25 protein-coding genes, 3 tRNA genes and 1 pseudogene are annotated in these 25,089 nt (G+C 54.8%); 14 read left to right on the top strand and 15 right to left on the bottom strand.

Going from position 1 to position 25,089, the window contains the following annotated elements:
- Positions 1 to 365: 365 nt before the first annotated feature.
- Positions 366 to 935, bottom strand: a complete 570-nt coding sequence (dcd, locus tag GSR16_RS15215) for a dCTP deaminase (protein WP_089084954.1) — start codon at positions 933 to 935, stop codon at positions 366 to 368.
- Between the two features lie 220 nt (positions 936 to 1,155).
- Here dcd and GSR16_RS21500 point away from each other — a divergent pair, with 220 nt between their 5' ends.
- From GSR16_RS21500 to GSR16_RS15200, 3 genes are all read left to right on the top strand, one after another.
- A complete protein-coding gene (locus GSR16_RS21500; protein ID WP_159878830.1) occupies positions 1,156 to 1,386 on the top strand; it encodes a FeoA family protein in 231 nt (76 codons plus the stop codon).
- Positions 1,383 to 3,152 carry a ferrous iron transport protein B gene (gene feoB / locus GSR16_RS15205; protein ID WP_159878828.1) on the top strand — a complete coding sequence of 590 codons (1,770 nt, stop codon included), beginning with the start codon at positions 1,383 to 1,385 and terminating at the stop codon, positions 3,150 to 3,152. The genes GSR16_RS21500 and feoB overlap by 4 nt, the downstream gene beginning before the upstream one ends.
- Positions 3,153 to 3,327: 175 nt before the next feature.
- Entirely contained in the window at positions 3,328 to 4,227 is a 900-nt protein-coding gene (locus GSR16_RS15200) for a dihydroorotate oxidase (RefSeq protein WP_240902507.1), read from the top strand.
- A 57-nt stretch (positions 4,228 to 4,284) separates the two neighbouring features.
- Here the strand turns inward: GSR16_RS15200 and GSR16_RS15195 are convergent, their stop codons facing one another.
- From GSR16_RS15195 to GSR16_RS15185, 3 genes are all read right to left on the bottom strand, one after another.
- Positions 4,285 to 5,064: a DODA-type extradiol aromatic ring-opening family dioxygenase gene (locus tag GSR16_RS15195; RefSeq protein WP_159878824.1), complete on the bottom strand. Its 780-nt coding sequence runs from the start codon at positions 5,062 to 5,064 to the stop codon at positions 4,285 to 4,287.
- A 561-nt stretch (positions 5,065 to 5,625) separates the two neighbouring features.
- Positions 5,626 to 7,731, bottom strand: coding sequence for a catalase/peroxidase HPI (gene katG, locus GSR16_RS15190; RefSeq protein ID WP_240902506.1), 2,106 nt, complete (start codon positions 7,729 to 7,731; stop codon positions 5,626 to 5,628).
- A gap of 522 nt (positions 7,732 to 8,253) precedes the next feature.
- The gene (locus tag GSR16_RS15185; protein ID WP_159878820.1) at positions 8,254 to 9,258 is read right to left on the bottom strand and encodes a recombination-associated protein RdgC; all 1,005 of its coding nucleotides are present in this window, start codon (positions 9,256 to 9,258) and stop codon (positions 8,254 to 8,256) included.
- A gap of 91 nt (positions 9,259 to 9,349) precedes the next feature.
- Between GSR16_RS15185 and GSR16_RS15180 the strand changes: the two genes are divergently transcribed.
- From GSR16_RS15180 to GSR16_RS15165, 4 genes are all read left to right on the top strand, one after another.
- Positions 9,350 to 9,426: transfer RNA gene (locus GSR16_RS15180), tRNA-Pro, on the top strand.
- An 82-nt stretch (positions 9,427 to 9,508) separates the two neighbouring features.
- Positions 9,509 to 9,585 (top strand) — tRNA-Pro (locus tag GSR16_RS15175).
- A 60-nt stretch (positions 9,586 to 9,645) separates the two neighbouring features.
- A tRNA-Thr gene (locus tag GSR16_RS15170) sits at positions 9,646 to 9,721 on the top strand.
- Positions 9,722 to 10,064: 343 nt separating this feature from the next.
- Positions 10,065 to 10,409 (top strand): lysozyme inhibitor LprI family protein, encoded by a 345-nt coding sequence (locus GSR16_RS15165; RefSeq protein ID WP_159878818.1) that lies wholly within the window; start codon positions 10,065 to 10,067, stop codon positions 10,407 to 10,409.
- Between the two features lie 97 nt (positions 10,410 to 10,506).
- Here GSR16_RS15165 and GSR16_RS15160 read toward each other — a convergent pair whose 3' ends face one another.
- The 6 genes from GSR16_RS15160 to GSR16_RS15135 all read right to left on the bottom strand — a co-directional run bounded on the left by GSR16_RS15160 (position 10,507) and on the right by GSR16_RS15135 (position 14,479).
- Positions 10,507 to 11,013 carry a hypothetical protein gene (locus GSR16_RS15160; protein WP_159878816.1) on the bottom strand — a complete coding sequence of 169 codons (507 nt, stop codon included), beginning with the start codon at positions 11,011 to 11,013 and terminating at the stop codon, positions 10,507 to 10,509.
- A gap of 197 nt (positions 11,014 to 11,210) precedes the next feature.
- The gene (locus GSR16_RS15155; RefSeq protein ID WP_159878814.1) at positions 11,211 to 11,678 is read right to left on the bottom strand and encodes a hypothetical protein; all 468 of its coding nucleotides are present in this window, start codon (positions 11,676 to 11,678) and stop codon (positions 11,211 to 11,213) included.
- A complete protein-coding gene (locus GSR16_RS15150) occupies positions 11,659 to 12,039 on the bottom strand; it encodes a hypothetical protein (RefSeq protein ID WP_159878812.1) in 381 nt (126 codons plus the stop codon). The genes GSR16_RS15155 and GSR16_RS15150 overlap by 20 nt, the downstream gene beginning before the upstream one ends.
- Positions 12,036 to 12,266 (bottom strand): helix-turn-helix domain-containing protein, encoded by a 231-nt coding sequence (locus tag GSR16_RS21495; RefSeq protein WP_159878810.1) that lies wholly within the window; start codon positions 12,264 to 12,266, stop codon positions 12,036 to 12,038. Before GSR16_RS21495 ends, GSR16_RS15150 begins: the two co-directional genes overlap by 4 nt.
- 167 nt (positions 12,267 to 12,433) lie before the next feature.
- Positions 12,434 to 13,108, bottom strand: coding sequence for a hypothetical protein (locus GSR16_RS15140; RefSeq protein WP_159878808.1), 675 nt, complete (start codon positions 13,106 to 13,108; stop codon positions 12,434 to 12,436).
- 24 nt (positions 13,109 to 13,132) lie between these two features.
- Entirely contained in the window at positions 13,133 to 14,479 is a 1,347-nt protein-coding gene (locus GSR16_RS15135) for a tyrosine-type recombinase/integrase (RefSeq protein WP_159878806.1), read from the bottom strand.
- Between the two features lie 545 nt (positions 14,480 to 15,024).
- Here GSR16_RS15135 and GSR16_RS15130 point away from each other — a divergent pair.
- Positions 15,025 to 15,780, top strand: a pseudogene (locus GSR16_RS15130) (integrase core domain-containing protein).
- 428 nt (positions 15,781 to 16,208) lie between these two features.
- Positions 16,209 to 16,994 (top strand): DUF6602 domain-containing protein, encoded by a 786-nt coding sequence (locus GSR16_RS15125; protein ID WP_159878804.1) that lies wholly within the window; start codon positions 16,209 to 16,211, stop codon positions 16,992 to 16,994.
- A gap of 392 nt (positions 16,995 to 17,386) precedes the next feature.
- On the opposite strand, the gene GSR16_RS15120 is transcribed toward GSR16_RS15125, so the two are convergent.
- Complete coding sequence (locus GSR16_RS15120) at positions 17,387 to 17,749, bottom strand: hypothetical protein (RefSeq protein ID WP_159878802.1); 363 nt, start codon at positions 17,747 to 17,749, stop codon at positions 17,387 to 17,389.
- Positions 17,750 to 18,220: 471 nt separating this feature from the next.
- Here GSR16_RS15120 and GSR16_RS15115 point away from each other — a divergent pair, with 471 nt between their 5' ends.
- Positions 18,221 to 18,511 carry a GNAT family N-acetyltransferase gene (locus GSR16_RS15115; RefSeq protein ID WP_159878800.1) on the top strand — a complete coding sequence of 97 codons (291 nt, stop codon included), beginning with the start codon at positions 18,221 to 18,223 and terminating at the stop codon, positions 18,509 to 18,511.
- A 204-nt stretch (positions 18,512 to 18,715) separates the two neighbouring features.
- On the opposite strand, the gene GSR16_RS15110 is transcribed toward GSR16_RS15115, so the two are convergent.
- Positions 18,716 to 19,192 (bottom strand): FKBP-type peptidyl-prolyl cis-trans isomerase, encoded by a 477-nt coding sequence (locus tag GSR16_RS15110; protein WP_159878798.1) that lies wholly within the window; start codon positions 19,190 to 19,192, stop codon positions 18,716 to 18,718.
- A 246-nt stretch (positions 19,193 to 19,438) separates the two neighbouring features.
- On the opposite strand from GSR16_RS15110, the gene GSR16_RS15105 reads away from it, so the two are divergent.
- From GSR16_RS15105 to GSR16_RS15090, 4 genes are read left to right on the top strand one after another with little or no spacing between them, the layout of a single operon-like run.
- Positions 19,439 to 19,576, top strand: a complete 138-nt coding sequence (locus GSR16_RS15105) for a hypothetical protein (RefSeq protein ID WP_159878796.1) — start codon at positions 19,439 to 19,441, stop codon at positions 19,574 to 19,576.
- Between the two features lie 25 nt (positions 19,577 to 19,601).
- Positions 19,602 to 19,778: a hypothetical protein gene (locus GSR16_RS15100; protein WP_159878794.1), complete on the top strand. Its 177-nt coding sequence runs from the start codon at positions 19,602 to 19,604 to the stop codon at positions 19,776 to 19,778.
- Between the two features lie 2 nt (positions 19,779 to 19,780).
- The gene (locus GSR16_RS15095; RefSeq protein WP_159878792.1) at positions 19,781 to 20,008 is read left to right on the top strand and encodes a type 2 periplasmic-binding domain-containing protein; all 228 of its coding nucleotides are present in this window, start codon (positions 19,781 to 19,783) and stop codon (positions 20,006 to 20,008) included.
- Positions 20,009 to 20,032: 24 nt separating this feature from the next.
- The gene (locus GSR16_RS15090; RefSeq protein ID WP_159878790.1) at positions 20,033 to 20,296 is read left to right on the top strand and encodes a hypothetical protein; all 264 of its coding nucleotides are present in this window, start codon (positions 20,033 to 20,035) and stop codon (positions 20,294 to 20,296) included.
- A 101-nt stretch (positions 20,297 to 20,397) separates the two neighbouring features.
- On the opposite strand, the gene GSR16_RS15085 is transcribed toward GSR16_RS15090, so the two are convergent.
- From GSR16_RS15085 to GSR16_RS15075, 3 genes are all read right to left on the bottom strand, one after another.
- Complete coding sequence (locus GSR16_RS15085; protein WP_159878788.1) at positions 20,398 to 20,622, bottom strand: hypothetical protein; 225 nt, start codon at positions 20,620 to 20,622, stop codon at positions 20,398 to 20,400.
- 269 nt (positions 20,623 to 20,891) lie between these two features.
- Positions 20,892 to 23,942, bottom strand: coding sequence for an efflux RND transporter permease subunit (locus tag GSR16_RS15080; RefSeq protein ID WP_159878786.1), 3,051 nt, complete (start codon positions 23,940 to 23,942; stop codon positions 20,892 to 20,894).
- Between the two features lie 9 nt (positions 23,943 to 23,951).
- Positions 23,952 to 25,079 carry an efflux RND transporter periplasmic adaptor subunit gene (locus GSR16_RS15075; RefSeq protein ID WP_159878784.1) on the bottom strand — a complete coding sequence of 376 codons (1,128 nt, stop codon included), beginning with the start codon at positions 25,077 to 25,079 and terminating at the stop codon, positions 23,952 to 23,954.
- Positions 25,080 to 25,089 lie beyond the last annotated feature (10 nt).

The following is a 25,089-nucleotide window of genomic DNA, read 5'->3' as shown; positions in this document are numbered from 1 at the left end:
AACAACGGGGTCACCGGGGAAGAGGGAGTGACAGGGTTAGCATGGCTGGCCCTGTTTTTTTTGGTGATTGGATATCGGTTGGTTGCCTGTCAGTACAATAATTGCTTTGAATTTTATTTCCATCATATAAATACAATGTCATTACATGCGCATAAAAAAAGGGACGTTACGGCAAGGGGGAACCGCGACGCCCCAAGAGAAACTGTTCGATTGGTGGGTTGACAGATACAAATGTCTTTAACCTACAGTTCATCCTAGAACAGCTACGCGAATTTGCGAGCCGGATTTAAATGCCAAGTGAATTAAAAAGGACAGCCGTGGCTGTCCTTGTCGTAAGTGCCTGCCATGCATGGCAATGGCTGCAATCAGGGGCGTGGCAGGGTTACACCGATCTGGCCCATGTATTTGCCGGCGCGGTCGGCATAGGACACATCACATACTTCGTCTGATTCGAAGAACAATACCTGCGCGACCCCTTCGTTGGCATAGATTTTGGCCGGCAGTGGCGTGGTATTGGAGAATTCCAGCGTTACATAGCCTTCCCATTCCGGCTCAAAAGGCGTCACGTTGACGATGATGCCGCAGCGTGCATAAGTGGATTTGCCCAGGCAGACGGTCAGGACCGAGCGCGGGATGCGGAAGTATTCCACCGTGCGGGCCAGTGCAAAGCTGTTGGGCGGGATGATGCAGTAGCCCTTGCCGGATACTTCGACAAAAGAGTCCGGGTCAAAATTCTTGGGGTCGACAATGGTGCTGTTGATATTGGTGAATACCTTGAATTCGTCGGCACACCGAATATCGTAACCATAGCTGGAGGTGCCGAAGGAGATTACCTTCTCACCATTGACGTTTTTGATCTGGTTATGTTCAAACGGCTCGATCATGTTGTGATCTTGCGCCATACGGCGGATCCACTTGTCGGATTTGATGCTCATGGTCGGGGGTCCGTCAGGAAAATTTGAGATGAGCCAGATTCTAAACGGTATGCCGCAGCAGGGCCACCGTTGCCGCGGGATTCACACTGCAGTTCAGGATGAGGACAACGTCGGATTGATATTGCTCAAGACTTCTCCGGATGGTATGCAAGTAGACCTTACCGTTAGTAGGGAGGATTGCGTACAATAATGCAAATTATTCGCGTTATTGGTGTCGAGCATGGTGTCTCTGGACAAGCTCCCTGTGGGGTGCAAAGGGGTGGTGCACAGTCTTGATCTGTCAGATGAGGCCTTCCGCAGGGTGGCAGCCTTTGGCCTTATCCCAGGCAGCCAATTCAATCTGTCCCGTCGTGCGCCGTTTGGTGGCCCGCTGGTATTGGAAGTGGGTTGTACCCGCTTTCTGCTACGACGTAGCCTGGCAAAATTCATTCAGGTTCGGGTAGCAAGATGAAGCGATTTGCCTTGATCGGCTTACCCAATACCGGAAAATCCACCGTTTTCAACCGCCTGACCGGCATGTCGCAGCGGGTGGGGAACTGGCCCGGCCTGACGGTGGATCTCACCAGCGCACGACTGTTGCTGGGCGGCAGTATGGTGGAGCTGGTGGATCTGCCCGGTGTGAACGACCTTACCGGTTATACCGACGATGAAGCCGTGGTGAGGGATGTGTTGATGAGCACGGCCTTTGATGCGGTAGTGCTGGTGCTCAATGCGGCCCAGCTTGACCGCCAGCTTCCATTGGCACTGCAGGTTCTGGCCAGTGGCTTGCCTGCCGTACTGGTTCTGAATATGGCGGACGAAGCGCGTTTGCTGGGGGTGCAACTGGATGTAGAAGCCTTGCAACAGCGGCTGGGTATTCCCGTGGTGCTGGTGTCGGCCAAGCGTATGGAAGGGTGGCCGCGGCTGATGGATGCGCTGAATCGTCAGGCTGCCGAGACCAAGACGCCTTGCCATGCTGCGCTGGATCAGATTCCGGAAACGCGTGAGGCCATTGACATGGCGCGTGCCCGCCTGTCGGGGGTGTGGTCCTTGCCCCCAGTGCTGCCGCAGGGCGTGACCGAGAAAGTGGATGCCTGGCTGATGCATCCCTGGCTGGGTTTACCGCTGTTTTTTGCCTTCATGGCCTTGCTGTTCAATCTGACATACCAGATTGGCACGCCATTGCAGGATGTGGTGGGTGCCGGCCTGGACTGGTTCAAGGCGGCGGCACTTGGCCCGTGGACCAGTGCATTGCCGGCCATCGTGCAAAGCCTGCTGCTGGACGGTATCTGGCAAGGTGTTTCCACCGTGGTGACGTTTGCCCCCATCCTCTTCGTATTCTTCATCCTGATGGCCATGGTGGAGGATAGTGGCTATCTGGCTCGGGCTGCTTATCTGACAGATGCCTTCATGGCACGCCTGGGTCTGGATGGCCGTGGTTTTGTCATGCAGTTGATGGGCTTTGGTTGCAATGTACCGGCCATTCTGGGAACGCGGGTGATGCGTGAGCGCAAGCAAAGGCTACTCACCATGCTGATCATTCCCTTCTCGCTATGTTCGGCCCGTTTGCAGGTAGTCGTGTTTTTTGCTGGCATCCTGTTTCGGCCCCAGCAGGCACCCTGGGTATTACTACTGTTGTATCTGCTGAGTTTTGCCGTGGCCATTTTTACCGCATGGGTGTTCAAACACCGTTATCAGGGCAATGAAGCCTTCTTGCTGGAGGTTCCACCATATCGCCTGCCAGGGGTGCGCCACATGCTGATCCGTGCCGTTGGTGAGGTACGGGCCTTTCTGGAGCTGGCGTCCAGCTTCATCCTGATGGGGGTGGTGCTGGTCTGGCTGGTGTCGCACATCCCGGCCGGGGACAACAAGACGCTGGCCGACATGCTGGGCAGCCTGATGGCACCGGTACTCGACCCCATCGGCATCAAGCATGAACTGGCGGTTGCCCTGCTGGTGGGCTTTGTGGCCAAGGAAATCCTGCTGGGTGGCTTGGCGGTGATTTACGGCGTGCCGGAAGCCGGGTTGGGCGCAGCCCTGTTGCACCATCTGGACTGGGCATCGGCCATGAGCTTCCTGATTTTCACCCTGGTGTATGTACCCTGCTTGTCCACCGTGGCAGCAATCCGGCGCGAGTCGAAAAGCCGCGCTTTTACTGCGCTGTCAGTGGGCTGGTCAGTATTGCTGGCCTGGGTGATTTCCTTTGCTTTCTACCAGGGCCTGCATCTGCTGCGCTGACGCGGACTGCCATCTGCCAGTAACAAGCGGCCGCAATGCGGCCGTTTGTCCTTTCTGCTTGCCTGCTTGATATGGCGCAGAACGCAGGCCGGCATCGCCCGGCACACTGGCGCTTTTGACTGTCGGGGAAGAAAACATGCGGGTAGACCTGTCTGTATCCTGGCTTGGTCTGACCATGGCCAATCCTCTGTATAACGCTTCCGGCGTGATGTGCCGCTCTGTTGCCGAACTGGAGCAGGTACGCCATTCCGCCGCCGGCGCGGTCATCAGCAAAAGCTGCACCTTGCAGCCGCGGGATGGCAATCCGGAGCCGCGCTACTGTGCTACCGCCATGGGCAGCATCAACTCCATGGGCCTGCCCAATGCGGGCTACGCCTACTATCGCGACTATGCGAGCAGCTATCCGTACAATCAGGGCAAGCCACTATTTCTGTCCATTTCAGGGATGACGCTGGAAGACAATCTGAGCATGCTGGCAGACCTGGCTGCCAGTAACTTGCCCTGCATCCCGGAGGTAAACCTGTCCTGCCCGAATCTGCCAGGCAAGCCGCAGTTGGGTTACGACCCGGATGCATGTGCGATCACCCTGGCCGAGATCAGCCGTATCTACCCGGGAGCATTTGGTGTCAAGCTACCTCCGTATTTTGACCCGGTTCATTTTGCCCAGATGGCAGATTTGTTGAATGCGTTTACCGGTGTGCGCTTTGTCACCTGTATCAACTCCATCGGCAATGGCCTGGTCATCGATGCGGAGACAGAAAGCGTGGTCATCAAGCCCAAGGATGGTCTGGGTGGGCTGGGCGGCAGTTATGTACTGCCGACGGCACTGGCGAATGTGCGCGAGTTTGCCCGGTTATTGATTGGCAAGCATGTGGTGGGTTGCGGTGGCATCAATAGCGGGCGCGAAGCATTCATGCACATTCTAGCCGGTGCGACTGCAGTGCAGATTGGCACATGTCTGTACGAAGAAGGCGAGGGTGCATTTGCTCGCATTCTGGGAGAGCTGGGCGATCTGATGTTGCTCAAGGGCTATACCTGCTTGGATGATTTCCGTGGCAAGTTGAAAACGCTGTAACAGCGTAGCCACAAACGACAAGGGCCCCGCTGGGGCCCTTGTCACTTACCGGCGGAGTCAGTCAAAACGCCAGCAGGCCATGGAGAGCGAACCCATGCGCCAGTCGTCGTGCAGTTTCACCGGGGCGGTAGCATCCGATGCGGCTCCCATTACCACCAGTAGCGGGTTGAAATGTTCATCCGTCGGGTGGTTTTCGCGAGCCAGCGGGGCCAGCTGCTTCCAGCGCAGGATATCCTGCTGACGGTTTTCCTGCAGGGCTAGATCCATCCAGTTGGCAAAGGCGGCAGCCCATGGTGGCGTTGCGCTACCGTCTGGGCTGAGTTGCCATAGATTATGCGTGTAGCTGCCAGAGCCGATGATCAGCACATTATCGTCTCGCAGTGCCCTAAGTGCGCGACCCATCTGGAAAAAGGTATCTGCACTGGCACCATGCGGTAGCGACACCATGACTAGCGGGATATCTGCCTCTGGGTACATCAACATCAGTGGCGTCCACATGCCATGATCCAGGCTGCGCTGGTCGGTGGTTCCTATGCGCAGGCCCGATTCACGCAGCTTGTCCACGACATCAGCTGCCAGCTTGAGATCGGTACGGGCGGGGTAGCGCAGGGTGTACAGAATGGAAGGAAAACCGCCAAAGTCGTACATGGTTTCCGGGTTTTCCGCCAGGTTGACCATGGGAATAGTGCTTTCCCAGTGTGCCGATACCACGATGATGGCACGTGGACGCGGCAGGGTTTGGCCCAATTGCGTCAGAAAGTGGCGGGTTGGACTGTCTTCAATAGGAAGCGTGGGTGCGCCGTGAGAGATGAACAGTGCTGCTTGTTGGTTGCTCATGTTCGTTCTGCCTGCAGTGATTGCCATGTGAACAGCTTAATCAGAATTCCATGTTAAAAAAACGGCTATTTCTTCACCATTTTGTTTACTGAGGGGAAATAGTGTTGCTGTGCATGGCATCAGTGCAAATCAGGCTGGATGGCTGGCAATTCCATGCATGGGAGCGGGGCTGCTCCCCTGTGTCGATGTCTGCAACAGGAATCCCCACCCGCTGCAGACGATGAAGATGCCAAGCAGAATGCGCAGATGCTGCCATATACGCACGCGAGGCCGGGTGGTGGGCTGAGTGGCTTGCATGCTTAACTCCTTTCAACTAGATAATTCATCTTTCATTTTAATGAGAATAATTATCAAGTAAAATTTATCTTTTCAAAGTTTTGATTGAAAAAATTAATCACAATGAGTGTATTGTTAGCTCCCATGCCGCTATCCGGGCAGGCATGCGTGGCATTGCCACATCCAGATCCCTGTCTTTTCTGGTATTCGGCAGAAGGCTAGGCAAAAAAGAAGCCGTACAGCCATGCGGCTGTGCGGCTTCTGGTGACTGCCTGCCAGCGCCGGTCAGCTCAGATCATAACGATCGGCATTCATCACCTTGGTCCAGGCGGCAGCAAAGTCCTGGATGAACTTTTGCTGGTTATCATCCTGGGCATAGACCTCGGCATAGGCGCGCAGGATGGAGTTGGAGCCGAATACCAGATCTACGCGGCTTGCAGTCCATTTCACCGCGCCGGTGCTGCGCTCGCAAATCTCGTACAGATTACGCCCGGCCGGTTTCCAGGTGTAGGCCATGTCAGTTAGGTTGACAAAGAAGTCGGTGGTCAACTGGCCTGGACGGTCGGTAAACACCCCCAGCTTGCTGCTGCCATGGTTGCTGTCCAGTACCCGCAGGCCGCCAACCAGAACCGTCATTTCACTGGCAGTCAGTCGCATCAGCTGTGCACGGTCCAGCAGCAATTCCTCAGCACTGACGGTAAAGTCCTGCTTCAGCCAGTTGCGGAAGCCATCAGCCAGCGGTTCCAGCACGGCAAAGGAATCGGCATCGGTCTGTTCTGCTGTGGCATCGCCGCGACCCGGTGCAAAGGGAAGAGTCAACGCATGTCCTGCAGCCTTGGCAGCCTGTTCGATACCGACATTGCCACCCAAGACGATGGCATCCGCCACACTGATGGAAAATTCGGCAGCGATTTTCTCAAGTACAGCCAATACTTTGGCCAGTTGGGCCGGTTCGTTGCCCGCCCAATCCTTTTGCGGTGCCAGGCGGATACGTGCACCATTGGCACCGCCGCGTTTGTCCGAACCACGGAAGGTGCGTGCACTGTCCCAGGCGGTGCAGACCAGTTCGGCAATACTCAGGCCACTGGCCGCGATCTTTGCCTTGACTGCATCTACATCGTAGTCAGTGCGACCAGCCGGGATCGGGTCTTGCCAGATCAATTCTTCCTGCGGTGTATCCGGGCCGATATAGCGGGCTTTCGGGCCCATGTCGCGGTGGGTCAGCTTGAACCAGGCGCGGGCGAACACATCGGAGAAGTAGGCCGGGTCCTGGTGGAAGCGCTCGGAAATCTTGCGGTATTCCGGATCAACTTTCATGGCCATGTCGGCGTCTGTCATGATCGGCATACAGCGGATGTCCGGGTTTTCCACATCAACCGGCTTGTCTTCCTCGCGGATATCGATCGGCACCCATTGCCAGGCACCCGCCGGGCTCTTGCTCAGCGTCCATTCATGACCCAGCAGCATGTCGAAGTAGCCGTTGTCCCACTGGGTGGGGTGGGTGGTCCAGGCACCTTCGATACCGCTGGTTACCGTGTCACGGCCAATGCCGCGGCTGGTGTGATTCATCCAGCCCAGGCCCTGTTCTTCCAGATCGGCACCTTCCGGTGCTGCGCCCAGCCGGGAGGCGTCGCCATTGCCATGGGTCTTGCCTACAGTGTGGCCACCTGCGGTCAGGGCAACGGTTTCCTCGTCATTCATTGCCATGCGGGCAAATGTCTCGCGGATGTCATGTGCGGTCTTTTGCGGATCCGGCTGGCCATCCACCCCTTCCGGGTTGACGTATATCAGGCCCATCATTACTGCGGCCAGCGGGTTTTCCAGAGTCCGGCTACCCGAATAGCGGCTGCCTTCGCCACCGCTGGGGGCCAGCCACTTCTTTTCCGAACCCCAGTAGATATCCTTTTCCGGATGCCAGATATCCTCGCGACCAAAGGAAAAACCGAAAGTCTTGAGACCCATGGATTCATAGGCCATGTTGCCAGCCAGAATCATCAGGTCGGCCCAGCTGAGCTTGTTGCCGTATTTCTTTTTGATGGGCCACAAAAGGCGGCGTGCCTTGTCCAGATTGGCATTGTCCGGCCAGGAGTTAAGCGGAGCAAAGCGCTGATTGCCGGTGCCGGCACCGCCACGACCGTCTGCAATGCGATAGCTGCCGGCAGAGTGCCATGCCATGCGGATCATCAGGCCGCCGTAGTGGCCCCAGTCAGCAGGCCACCAGGGTTGGCTGTTGGTCATCAGGGTCTTGAGGTCTGTTTTCAGAGCCTCAACATCCAGCTTTTTCACTTGCTCATGGTAGTCAAAGTCCGACCCCATCGGATTGGTCTTGCTGTCGTGCTGATGCAGGATGTCCAGATTAAGCGCATTAGGCCACCAGTCGGTGTTGGACATGCTCGTTTGTGTCATGCCACCGTGCATTACCGGACATTTGCCTGCAGAACCTGTATGTGTATTCGCCATCTCTTGCTCCTGTTTCGTATGCTTTGAGTTGTCCCGGGGCTGCTGGCCCCGCCAGAGTCAATCCATGTATTGCCCGTACCTGTTCCTGCCTTTTATTGCTACTGCAGGGCCGAAAAAGCTGCCAGCATGTCGAGCAACACTTCCTGCCACGTCAGTTGGTTGTGCATGACGCTCTCCCTGTGTACTGGATTGGTAGCCTTATTTGTACTGTAAGACCTGTTCTTTTTTACTGGGATAATTCCCTATTATTGATAGGAAAAATCTTAATAAACAGAAACCGTGATATCGCTATCCAACAAGTCCTGAATACAACATGGCGACTTCTGGTGTACTGCCATTATGGTTTTTTGCCATAGATTTGTTAAATTGATTGTTATAAATTGATTGTTAGATTTGTGCTATCGAAAAAAAAGAGCCCGCAGGCTCTTGTCGTATTGAACACCGGATGGCGTGTCAGTCCCAGGGAACATCCCGGGCATCGTCACCTGCAGGCGTGACGCTGCTGCTGCCAGCGGTATCCGAGGATGAAGATGCACTTGCAACAGGTGGGCTGGCCTGGCTATCTTCCAGCCCGCCAAGTGCTTCGATCAGCGCATCTACCAGTTCTCCCAACTCCTCGCTCATCAGGGTGAAGGTGGCTTCAAACAGACTTTCGCGATCATCCCCGGCCTGGCTGGCTTCTTCCTGGAGTACATCCAGAAACTGGATGCGCTTGAGTTGTAGTGCGTCAGTCAGCATGAAGCGAATCTTCTCTTGCCAGATCAGGCCGATGCGCGTTACCTGCTTGCCGGTGGCAATATGCTGGCGGATTTCGTCTGCTGTCAGATCCATACGGGTGCAGCGAATGACTGCACCGTTTTCGCTACCATCCTTTAGTTCGCAATCGGCATCCAGCTCGAAGCCAAAAGGGGCTGCGCCGGCAGCCAGCCAGTCGGTCATGGCAGTATGGGGGGCCAGCTTGGTGCGTGGCAGGGCGGCGGGGAAGGGGGGAAGCGCTTCGCGCAGCTTGGATACCAGCGCCTCGGCCTTGCTCGCTGTACCGGAGTCCACCATCATCCAGCCGCGGCGGCAGTCCAGGTAGGCTGTGGTGCGGTGGGTGCGGACAAAGGCACGCGGCAACAGGTCATCGGTGATCTGCTCCTTGAGCGCCAGCTTCTCTTTACGGCCGACCTTGCGTACTTCCTTTTCTTCTATTTCCTGCACCTTGAGATCGACAAAATCACGGATGACACCAGCGGGCAGTACCTTATCCTCGCGTTTAAGGGAAAGCAGCTGGCAGTCCCGCACATGGAATACCGGGCTATCCAGATGCGCAGCTGGCGCTACCCAGCCTTCACTGAACCAGTCCAGGCCACCACAGTGCTGGAAGGGGCTTTTCCCCAGAGCCTGGGAGAGCTTGCCGGTTTCGTGCAGGGATTCGCCGTTCAGGCGATAAAAAGATAGTTGCTTAAACCACATAAATGTTCCATAATGCGCGTCCTCTGATGTCGCTGATTGTAACCCGGAAACGGACCAAAAAGCTGATAGCAGAATGCAGAAATTAGGGAAGCGGAGTGTAGCTTAGCCTGGTAGAGCGCTACGTTCGGGACGTAGAGGCCGGAGGTTCGAATCCTCTCACTCCGACCAGAATTTCTGCAAATAGTATTGCAAAAAACCGAAATTAAGGTTAAATTGCACCTCTCGCAAATTAAGACTGCGAGAAACAAATCGGAGTGTAGCTTAGCCTGGTAGAGCGCTACGTTCGGGACGTAGAGGCCGGAGGTTCGAATCCTCTCACTCCGACCAGATTCAAAAAAGCCTTGAATTTCTTCACAGAGACTCAAGGCTTTTTTACCAAGTTGGTTCGCCGGTATAGCTCAGTTGGTAGAGCAGCGCATTCGTAATGCGAAGGTCGGGGGTTCGACTCCTCTTACCGGCACCATGTAAATCAAGCACTTAGGCCAATCCTTCGGGGTTGGCCTTTTTGTTTTCTGATTCCATGTACTCGCTATGTACTTGCTAGCAGTCAACGCGGGCACTCATTGAACCTGCAATGTCAGATTTGCAGTACAGCTATATCCATCTGCAGGATATATCCCAGACTGATAATGTATATATACGGTCGTGAGCGGTGCGAGGTTGGATGCATCCAGATTGCTGTTGGATACATTCTGGGTGATGCCGGTCCTATCGTATGAGTAGCTTGTATTTTTTGCTATTGTCATAATTAATTTTGGAAAAAACCAACCTTATGATAAAAGTGTGTCAACAAAATAGGAGTTGATATGCAATCCAAAATTTTCCTAACGCTGTCCCTCGGTGTCTTCCTGCAGTACGAAGTTTCTCAAGCTGCTGGTTTTGACTGTACTAAAGCCGTAACTTCGGTAGAGAAAATGATATGTGCAGATGCCTATCTATCGAAGCTCGATTCAATGCTGAATGCTGCCTTCGATGAGGCTCAGAGTGAGACTGCTGGCTACGATGGAGATACTGGTCAACGAATTGACCCCGTTGGAAAATCCCAAAAAAAGTGGCTGCTGACAGTCAGAAATCGTTGTCAGACGACTACATGTCTTGAGAGTGCTTATAAGAAGCGTATACGAGAGCTAAAAGCAGTTGTCGGGCAGTAGGTCTTTATCTGGGCGGCTCCATCGCTTGCAAATCTGAGACTTGTCAAAGTAAAGCCCGCCTTGAGCGGGCTTGCGTTTGCAGTACATTCCAAAGCTGCTATGGGAGCATGCCTACAGGGAAGTCGGCCTCAGCAAAACCCGAGCGGACATACTTTTGCAGGGCGGCTGCAAGTTCAAGAAGTCTCATCCGTTCTGTATTGCTAGTGCCGGTCGATATGGAAGGCAGCAACTTGGCAACCTGCTTTGTATCAAGTCCCGCATCGCGTAGCTTTTCTGCTTTCGCGGCAAGTGTCTGCTCCTCAATCTGCTCGTTTCGTTCAAGCTGTGCCAATTGGGATGGAATCGACATGAGTAGGGCTACTGCTGTTCGCGCTTGTGGCGTGTTTGCGTTGTCTTGGCGTTCTTTGCGAGCCAAAATGCTTTCCTCCCTCATTGTCTGCCGTGCGGTTTGCACGCTTGCCATCATTGCTTTGGCCGTGTCGGTAGGGTTCGACGATTGACGTATCTGCTGGAGTAAGTCGCAATCGCCGCCTTCTGCAACAAGTAATGCTTGTTCATTGAGAATCGCAGCAGCTAGTTTTCTTGCAGTGTAATCAGTGTTCATTCTGTGTCCTCTATACGCGTTATAAAACTCACGCGCATTTTTGTCTGGCCCCTCGTTTCTTGACCACAAGATGGCAACTTCTAGAGGGTGTACGCCAGCCGTACCAAAGATTGTGTAAAAACTACCGTCATTAGCCCGCCAAGCGTGGCAAAGCTTGCTTTGCCTGAGATTCATTGCCCCGCCTTGCGTGTCAAAGTTCAATCGCTTGCCACGTGTGGCGGGGCACGGGATTTTTTATCAGGTATCAGTGCGGCTTGTTTTCTCCAGTACCCAAGCGGGCCTACGGTTGGTTTTATATCAAGTGGCTTCCCCGGCACGTGGTCGTCAATACGAAAAAATGAAAAGCCAAAAAGATTGCAAATTCTGCGTCCACCTTGTCTTGTGCGTACTAACCATCCTTCAGTCTCAAGCTCATTCAGGGCCTTGGCGAGGGTGTCCTTACTTCGCCAGCCGCGTTTCTGCATGAGTGTCCAGCTTGCTGACAAATAACCATTCCTACCCATGTGATGCTGTGCAGCCATATCCATCATCAACTTGACTGCAAATGGGCTGAGTGTGGCGAACTCGTCTGATTCGAGAACACACTTTGGCAGTGCAAAGAAACTGCCAGGTTCTCGCCCTTGCTTCGCTTGGCGTAATGCAGATTTATTTGTGCGGCGACTCATGGCTATTGGCTTTCCAGATTGCGACTTGCCGCCGACCCATTGGTGTTAAGAAGTAATGGCCACGAAGGCATTTTCTGCCATCCCGGTCTATAAATGCTTCTTTCAAGCAGACCCAGCTAAGTCCTTTTCTTTGAAGTTCAGCCATCAGTTCGGGGCCATTCGAGCATCCTGCAATTTTGTCGACCTGCTCACGAAGGAGTCCTTCATTCTTTAGTAGGGCTTCAATTACCCGCTGGTGTCGCGGGTTGCTCGTTCCAGTAAAAGCTGGGGTTGAAAGCTCGAATAATTCGCCTTGGCGCAGTAGAATTGCCGGTGTGAGTGTGGCGCTCGTCTTTGCTTTGGCAGGGCGGGCGTTTTTCATTGCGGAGTCACTCCGCTCATGAGCATTGAAATATCAGATAAGCGCCAGCGGAGTTTCCCGGCTACGCGGACAGGGCGGATGGGGCCAGTGTCATAACAGGCCCAGCGGCGGAGGGTTTGAGGTTTGAAGCGGAGAAGCTCTGCTGCTTCATTGGTTTGTAGCAAGTCGCAGCCTGTTGCAATAAGGTTGGCAAGGCTGGGGGTGTGAAGTGATTGAGATTGCTTCATCGTCTTTCTTTCTTCGCCGTGTGGCGGTTCGTTGCTGACGATGCTTATATTTATTGAGGCTTAAACCCTCAGTTAGCGCAACAGAAGGCGATGAGAAAGTGCGCGGTTATTAGAGTTTTGACTGAGGGAATGTTTTTCTTGCTGAGGATTCCTCAGATAAGTCGGTACTATTTCCCGTTCGGTTTTCGTCCGGTTATCCCCTTGAGTGCTTCCTTCCTGATGGTATCTGCAACAAGAAACCGGCCCCGTGGCCCCTTGACTCCCCGGTTTGATAACTCACCTTCGACATATTTCGCAATAGCTATTTGCCCCGGTTTTTTTTTGTTCAATTTTTCCTGTTCTAGCATCCATTTCTCGCCAAGCTCTCGAGCAATTTTTATCCAGCTTGGGGTGGTGATAGTGCTTTGACTTTTATTCATGATGTGGCCGGTTTCTTTCTCAAGCCACTGTTGGAAGTCACTACGGTGAAGGTAGACCAACTCCCTTACTCTTTGTTTGTCACGCAGTACTGCCCGTCCGTATTGTGTTCTGATGGGGTGCTGGAGGAACCCCACCACAAGGGTGTGGTTAAATCCAAACATTGGATTGGGCAAGGTTTTTTCCTGCTGCTGCCAGATTTCGGCACAAATTTCCCCTTTGCGTATGGCCATTAAAATCTTGTCTTCCAGTGCATCTATCTGACTTATCTGCTTTTCAATGTATTCAATCCACTCACTATCATCGTTTTCTTCTAGCATCATATCTAGCAGTTGACCAAGTGAGCTGAATTGGATGAAATCCCTTGTGGGCCCATCTTGTTTTATATTACTGGTTTCGGCATTCTTGTTATCTGTTGAACTCATGTTCATCTCTTTAATAAATCTAAATTAAGCAATAAGTCGTAAGCCGGAGTTGGTTCTTTCTGCATCGGGTTGCTCGATTCCTGCCTGTTCCAAAATAAATGCTTCTATCTTGGTGTGCCACATGCGTAGCAGGTCTAGCGGGCGGCGCCGATAGTGCTTTTCAGCAATCGCACTGGGCTTGTGGCCTTGAATCTGTGCGACAACACCAGCGGGACACTCTACCCACTCGGCCAATGTGCCAAACGAACGGCGCAGGCCATGCAAGCTGACATGAGGTAGTCCAGCAGCATCGAGGGCGCGGGTGTGGGCTTTGGTGGGTTCCATCAGTCTGCCTTCTGCTGCGGTGGGGCTTGAGAATACCCATTCATTACGGCGGGGCAGGGCGGCTAGTAGCTGGCTGGTGTATGGGGTCAGCGGTATGACGCGCTCTCCCTCAATTTTGTCTTTGATGGTCAGGCTGGCCCACTGGAAATCGACGTTCTCCCAGCGTAGTCCGGCCAGTTCCTCGCGTCTTGCTCCGGACAAAAGCAGGGCTTGCAGATAGGCCGCAATAACCGGGTTTGATAACTGCCGCATGGCGGCAAACCATGTGGCGAGTTGTTCCCGTTGCAAGCAATCGTCCTTGCTCTGGCTTGCGGGCAAGTGTTCTTTCACACGCTGGGCTGTGCATACGTTGGCATCTGCCAATCCCGCGTAGCTGTCACTTTCTGCCATCCATGCAACAAAGGCGCGTAGTAGACGATAAGCATGTGCAGCGACTGCTGGGCGTTCCGCTGCCTCATCATTGAGCCAGCTTGCGACTGTCTTGTCGGATAGCTCTGATATGGGCAATGCCATGAGTGGGTGCAGTGGCCCTGCTACGGTCTTACCCTTGCCGCGTTGTTTTGTCTCGCCACCGGCTGCTGCCAGATTGATATGGTCGGCAAGGTAACGAGCAGAGCGCGGTCGCTTGGTCTTGGCGCTGACTGTTGTTTGTAAGTGATGCAGGTAGTCTGCCCATGCATCAGCTACCGTCGCAGACTTGCGCTTGGCCTCAGCTTGTTTCTGTTCGGCTTCTGCTTTTCTGTCCTGTTTTTCTTGGCGTGGGTCTATCCCGGCATCACACAGCGATTGCAGACGGCGGGCTTCCTTGCGGGCGCTGTTGTCATTGCTTCTGGCGGGTGCGTCCAGTCGCCATGATTTTACGTCGCCAATCGTCATACGGAATTGCTTGCCGTGAACGTAGCCTTGAAAAATGAATGACTTTGCCCCGTTGGAGGTTGTGCGCAGCCCCAAGCCTGGGGCTTCTGTGTCGTAGTCGAAGGAGGAGGTCTTGCCAGCAGGGCAGGTTGCATCTGCTATGCGGTCAATCGTGAATTTGAAGGTTGCCATTCCCGCTCACAAGTACAGGTATTTAGTCCGTGTACTTGTAGTGTACTTGTAAATCGTCAATTTGTATCAACGTGCTTCAACTGTGAATTTTCTTTGATTGTCTGTATGTGGTTGAAACTAAAGAAAAATCGAATTATGGTAAACATCAATCAACACTTGGAAATGGCAAGAAAGTCGTATTCGTAATGCGAAGGTCGGGGGTTCGACTCCTCTTACCGGCACCATTAAAATCAAGGCCTTACAGTAGAAATACTGTGAGGCCTTTTTCATTCATGTGGCTCCAGTGTAGCCAAATTTGGCAATGCCGATCAATGATCGGCGCTGTCTAGTGTGAGTGATCAGGCGTATCTGGCCAGGATGTTCATTTTCAACCCCCTAAAACTAGTCTTGTTGATCGCATGGGAGCTCTCTGTTGTTGGTGGGACTGAATGTGATTGTCCGCCCGTGCATAAAGAGCCGCAGATCCTTTGGTAGGATCCGACGTCCCCCCTGTATTGAGTAGCACGTGACTTTAGAGTCCAATCAACCCCACACGGAGATTGGACATGAAGAAACGATTCACCGAAGAACAGATCATCGGCTTCCTGCGCGAGGCAGAAGCCGGCATGCCCGTTGCACAGCTGTGCCGCAAATACGCCTTCTCAGAAGCCAGCTATTACCTTTGGCGCAACAAATTCGGCGGTATGAATGTCTCCGAGGCCAAGCGTCTCAAGGAGCTGGAAACCGAGAATGCGTGCCTGAAGAAACTCCTGGCCGAGACCATGTTCGAGAACGAGATTGCCAAAGAGGCCCTGCGAAAAAGTGGTAAGCTCACCGTCACGGCGGAGAGGCGTGTCATCAAGAGTCTGACGGTGGTCGATGATGCCACGCATGAGGCAGTCACCATTGTTCCGGAACGTGCGATGGGAGGTCTGCATCTGACCCGCGTCCTCGACCAGCTGGCGAAGACACGTGGCTTGCCCAAAGCCATCAGGACCGATAACGGCAAGGAATTCTGCAGCCGAGCGATGTTGAGCTTGGCGCACGCCCGTGGGGTTCAGCTCTTTCTCATCGAGCCGGGCAAGCCCAAGCAGAACGCTTATATCGAATCGTTTAACGGGCGCTTCCGGGACGAGTGCCTGAACGAACACTGATTCACCAGCCTGCGCCAGGCCCAGGTTGTCATCGAAGCCTGGCGAAAGGAATACAACAACGAAAGGCCCAAGAAAGCACTGGGGGGCTTGACGCCGGCTGCCTATGCCGAATCACTTGCAGAGAAATCAGGTAAATTAAGCCTGGACTCTAAAGCCCTCTGCTACTGAAAGTGGGGGGACGTCGGCTCTGTTCCAAATTTCGGGCCAAGTCATAACGCTAAACGCGATTACCGATTTCAAGCAGCATATGCGAATACTTGCGCCCTACATCACGGTCGAGGACAGCACACAGCTCTATTCGCAGTGGTCGCAAATGCGAACAACAGATGACTACGATGCGATATACAAGCGCCTATCGGAGGTTGCCAAGGCACACAGACTCCACCTGCCGTGGAATCACACCTATTGACGCACACCCTCTCAATCGTGCGGACGCCTTCCGGCAAGCTACGCTTGTCTCCATCCGCCGCCCATCTCGAACGTTGATGGCTGCTTTCCGTCTGACATCGGCCGTTTGCCTCCCGAACAGGTAAAGCTTCCGTATGTTAGCAATTGGCTGATATTTTTGAATGTCAGAAATATATTCACACTACACGATGACCAAACCACATTTCGATTTCGTCACCGGTCTAATCGCTGCTGCAAAGGCAGAGGCAGACAAACTAACCAGACATGTAGACCATCACGGACTGGCAGGGGAGATACGTGAACCGGCTGCACAGAAATGCGTAGAGCCGTTCCTAACTCAAAGCTTTCGATGTGGGACAGGGAAGATCATAGACTCGCTCGGAAACACCTCGGATCAGACAGATATTGTCGTTTTTCACAAAAAAACTGTGGCACCAGTTTTGCTCAGCAGCCAACTTGGCCTTTTCCCGGTTGAGTGCGTGAGATACGCGTTTGAGGTGAAATCGACGCTTTCAGCGACCGAGATCAAAGATGCGAACGCTAAATTCCGCGCGCTCGCCAAGTTGAAGTCTTATCCGAAAACTGACTCGAATGGAACGGTAATCGGCGGGCCCATGCCCGCCTCTGTACTCCTTGCTTTTTCTTCTGACATTGGTGGAGACGAGCTGGAGCGGTATCTGAGGCATACCGAAGACAACTTCCCACCATGTACCGTCCTTTGCGTTTTGGGTAAGGGTTATTGGTGGTATGCGAGAGGGAAATGGCACGGGATGCGGTGCGTTCCGAACATGCCACCATTCGCGGAATATGCCGCCTTCGTCACTGGCTTAATGAACACTCTTAGCTCAGAGGAATGTTCGATTAGGCCATTTAATCCGGGGCCGTACATGGATGTGATCGGATCAGTTATGGATGCCCTGGGCCTTAAGTCGGACGACACGCCACCAGATTTTTTTCTCGACCTAGAGCGGTAGGAAATCATCCGTTTTACCCACTCGCATGCGCCAGGGCCGACGTCTCAGTATCCGTTCTCGGCGACTTCAACCGGCCGCTTCGGATCGGGAGTTCGTATTCCCCTATTACAGGAAGCTGCCGTTCGATGCCGGTGACAGCGAAACGACCGGTACGTGGTCTTGAGCAGACTAGCAGGGTAGGCGGGGTGGCTGGTCGCTCTGGCCGAACTCCTGGCTGTTACCTTTGTTGTAACCAAAAACAGAAACCCCTGACAAGTACAAGATAGCAGTTGAATAGCTTGTCCAGCCAGCCTTCCACCTTGCTGGAGATCACCGACCAGCCTTGTTGCAGGATGCTGGTGGCAGTCTTTTTGATGGTTTTTCATAGTCCTTTTCTTGCCGTCTGGTAGGCCTTACCCGACACGCATTCTGGCTTGGCTTCCCGTGCTATCGCCCACTTTTTGATTAGGCAGCAGGGTGACGATCTGCTTGACCAGGCCGGTGAGGTCATAGCCTTTTTCTGCGGCGGTGGCGCAGATGTGGTCGAGGGCGATGTCGAAGGTCTGGGACCGCTGGATCTGCTTGCGGCTTAGATTGCTTTGCTGGGTACTACCCGGTGATGCCGTTCGTGGCCCCACTCCCGATAAGGAGCTACTTTGTCCACTTTGCTGATTACAAACAACACCGGGATGTCCCGATCTGTCAGGTAGGGACGGATGACGCTGTTGAACACCTGCTGATCGATGGTTGGTTTGTGTTTGAACGGTTATCTGCACTGCTTGTACCTGTGAGGCAGTTTTCACTGTTTCATCGACTACTCTGTCAACGCAGCCAGACAAGAAGACGTTCAGACCGACGGGGTTGTGATTCTGCCTGGCAGGTAATGTATTTGTGGGAATTGGAATAATTAAGTACCACAGTCAGTTGCATAACTGATTGCTTAACAATAATAAGCAATATTACGGATGACAATTCAGTATTTGCTTTATAAAGTCTGAGAGCCTTTACCCACAATTACAATACCAATGCCCGCCAATACAATCTTACGACCGGTAAGGCTGCTTGATGTGCCAAAAATATTCCTGCTGATACAACAGGGTAGCGTTGCCGGGGCGTTCTCGGAAAGTTACTTGAATGCACGTGGGCATGTGGCATTGCTGAAGCAACTTTTGTGGCTCAGCATGTCAACCTGGTCGGCATCCCCTCCTGTGCGGCCAAATACTTCAAGTCTACTGGTTTACGCAAACATGAACAGTCTGCTTGGCTTTGCCTGGTTATCTCGCTATGCCGGTGAGGAACCTGAAATCAGTCTGAGCATGTTTGGACTTTCTCCGGAATACATGGGCAAGGGATGGGGCAAACTGTTTCTGGAAAAAATTGAGTCAGTCATTCCCAGGGGGCAATCTCTCAGAGCAGAATGCACACCGTATGCCCAGAATATGAAAACCATGCTCAAGCGCAATGGATTTCGCCGTCTACGGCAGAGTATTGTGCCTGCCGGATGCAGAGGGCTGGATGTGTATATCAAGAAACTATGATGATTTCTTCATGGTGTGCTGCACGCGGCTGACCAGCCGCCAGCAAGCCGATGATCAGCATGGGGCGGTGGGCTGCAACTGAAGTCCGGTCTTGCACTTTTACGCGATCTTTCCCAGCCCGGATGGCCAGGAGCAAGCCTGCGGCCAGAAAAAAGCCCTCCCGCTTGGGGAGGGCTTTTTGCATTTGGCGGGCTGCCGTGTTTGTCAGTGCTGGTGCCCGTGCTCGCCATGTACATGCTGGTGGGCAATTTCTTCGGCAGTTGCCTCACGCACATCCACTACTTTGAGTGCGAAACGCAAGGTTTTGCCGCATAGCGGATGGTTGCCGTCCAGCAGGACGGTCGGGCCCTTGATCTTGGTGACAAAGTAGTAACGCGGCTCGCCATCCGGGCCGGTGCGGCGGATCTGGCCACCTACCTTGATACCGGGCGGGAATTCAGCCTTGGACATGGTGGTGACCAAGGCTTCGTCGCGTTCGCCAAAGGTGTCTTCGGTTGCCAGTTCCAGCGTGGTTTGAAAGCCGGTTTCCTGGCCTTCCAGTGCAGCTTCCAGCTTGGCAAACAGGTTGTCGTAATCGCCGTGCAGGTAGGAGACCGGGTGCTTGCCGTCGTCGTAAACCTGGCCCTGGCTATCAGTCACTTTCATCAGCAGGGTAACGGCAGCATTTTGGGTGATTTTCATGGTGGGGAAGGGCAAATAAATTGGAGCCGGAAGGTTGGCAGTTCGGCGGGAGAGTGTCAACTGGAGTGAGGATGTTGTGTGCGGTTCGGCTTGGCTGGTGGTGTTGGCCTGCGATATGGATGACTACCGCCAGTTTGTGGAGCCGCTGTGCATGATTCCCGGCATCTGCACCCTGCACTTGAATCGGACTCGCAAAGAAGTAATGCTCCGTGCACGTATACCACTGTTGCGCTGAGCCCTGCCGGAATGGCTTTTGGTTTGTCGGGTATTGTCATTGCCTGTGCCATCCGGCTGACACGGGGGGAGATCCTGTATCACGTGGTTGCCGAAGCCATGCAGAAGATGGCGGGCGTATTCGACCACCTGTCCAGTGCGGTGCAGTAGCAGGAGCTGCTGATGTCGGATTATTTTGCCCTGCGTTAATGCCTCCTATCTGTCCATCATGAATATCGCCGGGGCGGCCGAAGCGGTGCGGCGTACCGAGAAGCACGCGCTGACCATTAGCGTATCGCATACTTTTTTGGCGCTGTGGCTGTCGCCACGGCTGGTAGCATTCCGCCGCCTGTACCCGGGCGGTTGCATGTGACGGTGAGCGACCAGTTCATGGAACCGGACGACCTGATGAAGCCGGATGTCATCATTACCAAAAATCCGTCGCACGAGCCGGAATACGAAGTGGAACCCTTGTTTCATGATGTGGTGTACCCGGTCCGCAGCCCGGCGTGTTTCGAGCCGCACTTTCATGGCAAAAAAATCAAGCCGCTGGATTTGCTGTCCCATCCCTCGCTGCATCCGTCGCTGCAGGAGCGTACCTAGGTATGCGAGCACGTGGACTGGCGCGTGTGGCGCAACTGCTTACGGAAAGGCGACGATTCGGATTGCGTCAGCGAAGATAATGATCTGGAAAGCAATGATTACCGCCTGCAGGTAGGGCTGGGGCAGCTATTGCGGCCGGTATCGGAATCCATCGTGTTCAATGACCGGCATCATTACCTGATTACCCATCGCAATGCCCATCATCGCCAGGAATACCAGCAGTTGCGTGAATGGCTGCTGGCCGAGGTAGGCCAGATGACGAATGTGCTTAACGGCCAGCCGGCCTGATATCCAGACCGGGCCGGCATGAAAAAGGGTTACAGCCATGTGGTCTGTAACCCGTTTGTTTTGCTGGCTGTGTTTGTCCGGTACAAGCCGGCAGCAGCGGCTCAGCCGATATCCAGGCGGCGGATCACGGTTTCCAGCAGCTGCGACTTGTCTGCCCACTGCGGATGTAGCAGTTTTTCGGCCCTTTCGATGGCCTGGCAGGCCGGGCAATCGAGCTGGCGGTCTTCCGAGCTGTTTTCCGGGCAGTTGGCACGGCGGATATGCGGGGTTTCGCCGGTGGCGACACGCAGCAGGCCTTCCATGGCGGCCTTGATCGTCTTGTCCATATGGTTATCTCCTGATGGGGGATGTCTTGCAAAGAAAGATGGAGTGACAGCATGCAGAACCAGATGCCCGGTGGGGCATCACAACTCAAAGCGCCAGATATCCGCTTGAGGCCATGTGCAGCATGGCCGGTTCAGTAGCTGCTGATGGATTGATCTTAGGTGATTTTCCTGGCCATTCATTTCGCCTAGGTCAATAAATCACCACTTGCCACCTGCGATGTATGAAAAAAGCCCGCACCAGGCGGGCTTGTTGGCAAGGAAGGCTGCTGTCAGACGGTATCCGGTGCAGCCGCTTTGTCCTGGCTGACGTGTTCCGAGGCCAGTGCCATGTACATGGCCGGTACCACGAACAGGGTAAACAGCGTACCAATGGACAGACCGGTAAAAATCACCAGCCCCATGGCATGTCGCCCGGCGGCACCGGCACCGGAGGCAATCACCAGCGGAATCACGCCAAATACCATGGCAGCCGTGGTCATCAGGATGGGGCGCAGCCGGATTTCTGCCGCACCCACGATGGCGTCAAGCTTGCTGGCACCCTTGTTGCGCAGGTCATTGGCCACTTCCACTATCAGGATGCCGTGCTTGCTGATCAGCCCCATCAGCGTCACCAGCCCCACCTCGGTATAGATATTGATGGAGGAGAAGCCGAGGAAGATGAAGATCATCGCGCCAAACAGTGCCAGCGGTACCGATACCAGGATGACCACCGGGTCGCGGAAGCTTTCAAACAGCGCGGCCAGCGTCAGGAACACGATGATGACGGCAAACAGCATGGTCAGCGCAAAGCCACCGGATTCCTGACTGAATTGTCGCGAAGGGCCGGCGTAATCCACGGTATAACCGCTGGGGGCAATTTCCTTCAGGGTGTCTTCCAGGTATTTGAGCACTTCGCCTTGTGCCTGGCCTGATACGCCGGACAGGGTGGCCGAGTTTTGTTGCTGGAAACGGGTGATGGATTCCGGCACCACTTCGGTTTTCAGCTTGGCGATGGTGGACAGGGCAATCACACCGGAGTTGGGCGTGCGTACCTGGTAGTCCAGCAGCTGCGCGGGGTTCTGTCTGTCCTTTTGCAGCAATTGCGGGATGACCTTGTAGGAGCGGCCGTCAATGGAGAAGTAGTTGACATAGCCGCCACCCATGGCTGCACTCATGGCATTGGCGACATCCTGCTGCGTCATGCCCATGGCAGTGGTTTTGTCACGGTCGATCACCACGGTGGTTTGCGGTGCGTCGATTTTCAGGTCCAAGTCGGCAAAGTAGAACTTGCCGGAGCTGCGCGCCTTGTCCAGCAGCTGCTGGGCGACCTCGTTCAGGTTTTCAAACGGTTCGGTGGTCTTGATGACGAACTGGACCGGCAAACCGGATGAGCCCGGCAGGGGAGGGAACTGGAAGGCAGCTACCCGTGCGCCGGCAATCTTGTTCCAGCGTTCCTGCAGATCCTGCTGGATTTGCTTGGCACTACGGCTGCGGTCTTCCCACGGCTTGAGCAATATGCCGCCAATACCGGCATTGACGGTAGGCGTACCGGTAATCTGGAACATCTGCTCGTATTCCGGTGTAGCCTTGCTGATGGCAAACATCTGCTGGGCATAGGTCAGCATCTGGTCTGCGGTGGCGGTGGGCGAACCGACGATCTGCCCCAGCACGATGCCCTGATCTTCTTCCGGAGCCAGTTCGGACTGGGACATCTTGGTCATCAGCCCCAGCAGGGCCAGCATGATGACGGCCATCACCACCAGTACCTGCCAGGTTTCCAGCAGGCTGTGGAGCAGGCGGCGATAGCCGTTTTGCACCTTGTCGAAGGTGTGATCGATGGCTTTCACCAGCCGACCTTCATCCTGCTCGGGGCGGAAAAAGCGTGAGCACATCATCGGCGACAGGGTGAGCGCCACCACGCCGGACACCGTTACTGCTGATGCCAGGGTAAAGGCAAACTCGGTAAACAGCGCGCCGGTCAGCCCGCCCTGGAAACCGATGGGCACATACACGGCAACCAGCACCACGGTCATGGCCAGGATGGGGCTGCCAAGTTCGCGTGCCGCGATGATGGCTGCGTCATAAGGCGTCTTGCCTTCCTTCATGTGGCGGTCAACGTTTTCCACCACGATGATGGCGTCGTCCACTACCAGGCCGATGGCCAGCACCAGCGCCAGCAGGGTAAGCAGGTTGATGGAGTAACCCAGCACCAGCATCATGAAGAAGGTGCCGATCAGCGACAGCGGCATGGCAATTACCGGCACCAGTACGGCGCGGAAGCTGCCCAGGAACATGAAAATCACCACGGTGACGATGACCAGCGCTTCCAGCAGGGTCTTCACCACTTCATGAATCGAGGTGTTGATGAAGTCTGTGGAGTCGTAGACGATCTGCCCGGTCAGGCCGGACGGCAGCTGTTTCTGGATGCCGGGGAAGGTTTCGCGAACGGTCTTGGCCACATCCAGGATATTGGCCTCCGGTGCCACCTTGATGCCGATGAATACCGAGCGCTCGCCGCTGAAGGCGACGTTGAAGTCATAGTTTTCCGAGCCCAGGGTGACGTTGGCAATGTCTTCCAGCCGCACAATGGCGTCGCCGCTTTGTTTGACTGCCAGTTTCTTGAACTCTTCCACACTGTGCAGATCGGTGGCGGCTGTCAGCGGAATGCTGACCATCTGCCCCTTGCTCTTGCCCACTGCGGCCAGCACGTTATTGCTGGCCAGGGCATTGCTGACATCGGTGGCGGTAACGCCGTGGGCTGCCATCTTGTCGGCATCCAGCCAGGCGCGCAGGGCAAACTGGCGCGCACCCAGCAATTCGGCGGTCTGTACGCCGGGAATGGCGTCCAGCTTGGGTTTGACCACCCGGTTGAGGAAGTCTGTCACCGAGTTGTTGGCCAGGGTCTTGCTGTAAAAGCCAAGATACATGGCGTCAGTGGTCTGGCCGGTCTGCACGGTCAGTACCGGCTGCTGCGCCTGGGCGGGCAGCTGGTTTTTCACCGAGTTCACCTGGGTGTTGATTTCGGTCAGCGCCCGGTTGGCATCGTAGTTCAGCCTCAGGTTGGCCGTGATGGTGGACACCCCGCTATTGCTGGAGGATGACATGTAGTCAATGCCCTGAGCCTGGGCAATGGCACCTTCCAGCGGCTGGGTGATGAAACCGGCAATGGTCTTGGCATCCGCCCCGTAATAGGTGGTGGAAATGGTAACCACGGCATTCTGGGTCTGCGGGTACTGGTTGACCGGCAAGCCAAACAGCGAACGCAGGCCCAGCACCACCAGCAGCAGGCTGATGGTGGTAGCCAGCACCGGCCGCCGGATGAAGATATCGGTAAAGTTCATGGCGCGCCCTTACTGTTCCTGCGGAGTCGGATTGGGGTTGTTGGCCGGCTGTACGCTGTTGTTGATGGCAACTGCTGTTCCGTTCTTCAGCTTGACCTGACCCGAGCTGACAACCTGATCACCTTCCTTCACGCCGTGGACAATCGCCACCTGGTCACCGCGGGTGGCACCGGTCTGGACGAAGACCTGCTTGGCTACCAGGCTGCCCGCTGCTGCGGATGCATCCTTGCCGGCCGGCACCACCACAAACACGGTGGAGCCGTAAGCATTATAAGTAATGGCGGTTTGCGGCAGGGTGAGGTAGGGCTGTTGCTTGCCGGTATCCAGGCTGGCATTGGCAAACATGCCTGGCAGCAGTTTGCGGCCCGGGTTGGCAATCAGTGCCTGCACCTGCACGTTGCGGGTGCTGGTGTCTACCTTGGGATTGATGGCATTCACGCTGCCGACAAACTGCTTGTCGGCAGTTCCGTCGGTCTGAACCACCACTTTCTGGCCGGTACGAATAACCGCCAGCTGGCTTTGCGGCAAGTTGAAGTCGATATGGATAGGGTCGATCTGCTGCAGGGTGACAATCTTGTCGCCGGCATTCAGGTACTGGCCCGGGTTGACGCTGGTGATGCCCACCCGACCGGCAAACGGGGCGCGGATGGTTTTCTTGGCCACCAGCGCAGCCTGTTGCGCCACTTGTGCCTTCTTGCTTTTCAGGTCGGCGGCATCATTGTCCACCTGGGCTTGGGATACCCCTTGTACCGCCAGTTGGGCCTGATCGCGTTTCAGGGTGATGGCAGCCAGTTCTGCTGCCGCTTCCAGTGCATGCAGCTGGGCGATGTCGGAGTCGGCATTCAGCTGGATCAGCAGCTCACCGGACTTGACGTCCTGACCGGACTGGAAATGGACGCTGCGTACCTGGCCGGCCACTTCGCTGCTGATATCCACTCCATGCTGGGCGCTGAGGGTACCGACAGACTTGAGTTGCGGCTGCCATTGGCTGATGCGGGCCGTCACGGTGCTGACTACCTGCGGAGCAGGCTTGGGAGCGGCGGCCATCAGGCTGCGGATGTGCATGAAGAAGCCCAGCCCCAGTACCACCACCAGCAACACTATGCCTCCCAGCATGATGAACATTCGCTTGGTCATATTGCTTTCC

The organism is Aquitalea denitrificans (assembly GCF_009856625.1).
GTDB classification, from domain to species: Bacteria; Pseudomonadota; Gammaproteobacteria; order Burkholderiales; family Chromobacteriaceae; genus Aquitalea; species Aquitalea denitrificans.
Note: the sequence above shows the minus strand (reverse complement) of the source record. Positions and strands in the feature narration are given on the sequence as shown.